Raw genomic sequence first — 1,847 nt, 5'->3', positions numbered from 1 at the left:
GGGTGGGCGCGTGCGCCGCGAGGGTGGCGCAGGAGGTGGCGGCGGCCGCGAGGTCGGTCTCGGGCGGCGGGAGGGCGGGGCGGATGCGGGGCACGCCGGGCAGCAGGATGCCGGCGGCGTCGCCGACGTACGCGTCGCCGGCCTGCCCGAGGAGGGCCAGGTGGTGCTCGGCGTGGCCGGGCACGAAGAGCACCTCGAAGCGCGTCCCGCCCAGCTCGAGCGGTCCCGGCTCGACCGGCCGGAGGGCGGCGTCGGGGACCGGCTCCATCGGTCCGAACAGCGGGTCCATCGCGGCGCCGTAGAGCCGCGCGGCGCTGCGCCAGAGGCGGCGGGGGTCGGCGAGGTGCGGCGCGCCGCGCGGGTGCACGAGGACGGGGGCGCCGCTCCAGGCGGCGAGGCGGCCGGCCCCGGCGGCGTGGTCCAGATGCACGTGCGTCACCACGATCGCGCGCACGTCGCGGGGCCCTACGCCGAGCTCCGCGAGGGCGTTCTGGACGGTCGTTACGGTCGCGCCGGACGCCGTCTCGACGAGCGCGACGCCGCCGTCGGCGAGCGCGTGGACGTACACCGCGACGACCTCGGGTCGCCCGCCGAGGCGGGCGTCGATGCGGTGCACCCCGCCACCGAGGTCGGTGACGTCCGGGGGGGGCGTCGGCGGGGGGTGCGTCGGCGGGGCGTTCACGGTGCGTCGGGTCAGCCGGCCTCGACGTCGGCGTGGAGGGCCCCGATCCCCTCGATGCGGACCTCGATGGCGTCGCCGACCGCGAGCGGGCCGACGCCCTCCGGCGTGCCGGTCAGGACGAGGTCGCCGGGGCGGAGGGTGAGGAAGCTCGAGACGTAGGCGAGCACCTCGGGCACGCCGAAGATCAGGTCGCGGGTGCGGGCGTCCTGGCGGACCTCGCCGTTGACGAGGGTCTGGAGCCGGACGTCGCCGGGATCGAGGTCGGTTTCGAGCCACGGGCCGGTGGGGCAGAACCCGTCGGCGCTCTTCGCGCGCACCCACTGCAGGTCGCTGCGCTGCTTGTCGCGGGCGGTGACGTCGATCGCGATCGTGTAGCCGAGCACGTGCTCGAGGGCGCGGTCGGCGGGCACGTCGCGCATCTCCCGCCCGATGACGACGGCGAGCTCCCCCTCGTACTGCAGATCATCGGTCCAGGTGGGGTAGCGGATGGGGTCGCCGGGCCCGGCGAGGGTGCCGATGGACTTGAGGAACAGCCCCGGCTCGGACGGCAGGTTCGCGCGGTCGCCGCCCATCTCCGCGACGTGGTCGGCGTAGTTCTTGCCGACGCACACGATGCTGGTGGGGTCGGCGGGGGCGAGCAGGCCGACGTCGCCGACGGCGAGGACTTCGCCGGTGCGGCGACCCAACGGGCCGGCGAGGACGTGCACGTCGCCGCCCTCGAGCTCGCCCCACGCGACGCCGGCGGTGCTGCGGAATCGGATGCGTTGCATGCGGCCTCCTCCCGGTCGGGCGGGCGCCGCCCGAGGGTCGCGGGGAGTCTATCGCGGGCGTGCCGGGCTGGGGTTGCGTTTGGCGTCGAGGGCGTGCTGCGCCGCCTCCCAGTCCGCCATCGCCTCGAGGAGGCGCGCTTCGGCGTCGGCGTGGCGTCGGCCGAGTTCGGCGAGGTCGGTCGTGGGGTCGGGGCGGGCGAGCGCGTCGGCGAGGTCGGCGAGGTCGCGTTCGCCGGCGTCGATGGACGCCTGCAGGCGCTCGAGTTCGCGCTCGAGCTTCCACGCCGACCACGTCGCGAAGCGCGGGTCGAGCGGCGCCGCGTCGGCGGCGGCCGCGGGGGCGTCGGCGGGGGCGTCCGCGACGTCCGGGGCGGCGGTGCGGGGGGCGGCGGTGC

3 protein-coding genes are annotated in these 1,847 nt (G+C 77.1%); all 3 read right to left on the bottom strand.

The genetic code is table 11. From position 1 onward, the window contains the following. The coding region (locus RI554_11385; GenBank protein MDR9392617.1) for an MBL fold metallo-hydrolase at positions 1–682 on the bottom strand (682 nt) is incomplete at its 3' end. A gap of 11 nt (positions 683–693) precedes the next feature. Then, positions 694–1,452, bottom strand: coding sequence for a fumarylacetoacetate hydrolase family protein (locus RI554_11380; protein ID MDR9392616.1), 759 nt, complete (start codon positions 1,450–1,452; stop codon positions 694–696). Between the two features lie 48 nt (positions 1,453–1,500). Continuing rightward, positions 1,501–1,847 (bottom strand): hypothetical protein (locus RI554_11375; protein MDR9392615.1); only part of this gene is annotated, 347 nt, incomplete at its 5' end.

Source organism: Trueperaceae bacterium, from assembly GCA_031581195.1.
Taxonomy (GTDB): Bacteria; Deinococcota; Deinococci; order Deinococcales; family Trueperaceae; genus SLSQ01.
Note: the sequence above shows the minus strand (reverse complement) of the source record. Positions and strands in the feature narration are given on the sequence as shown.

Bases quoted from the DNA above. Each gene is read 5' to 3' on its own strand.
- RI554_11380 (MDR9392616.1), bottom strand. From the start codon at position 1,452: ATGCAACGCATCCGATTCCGCAGCACCGCCGGCGTCGCGTGGGGCGAG.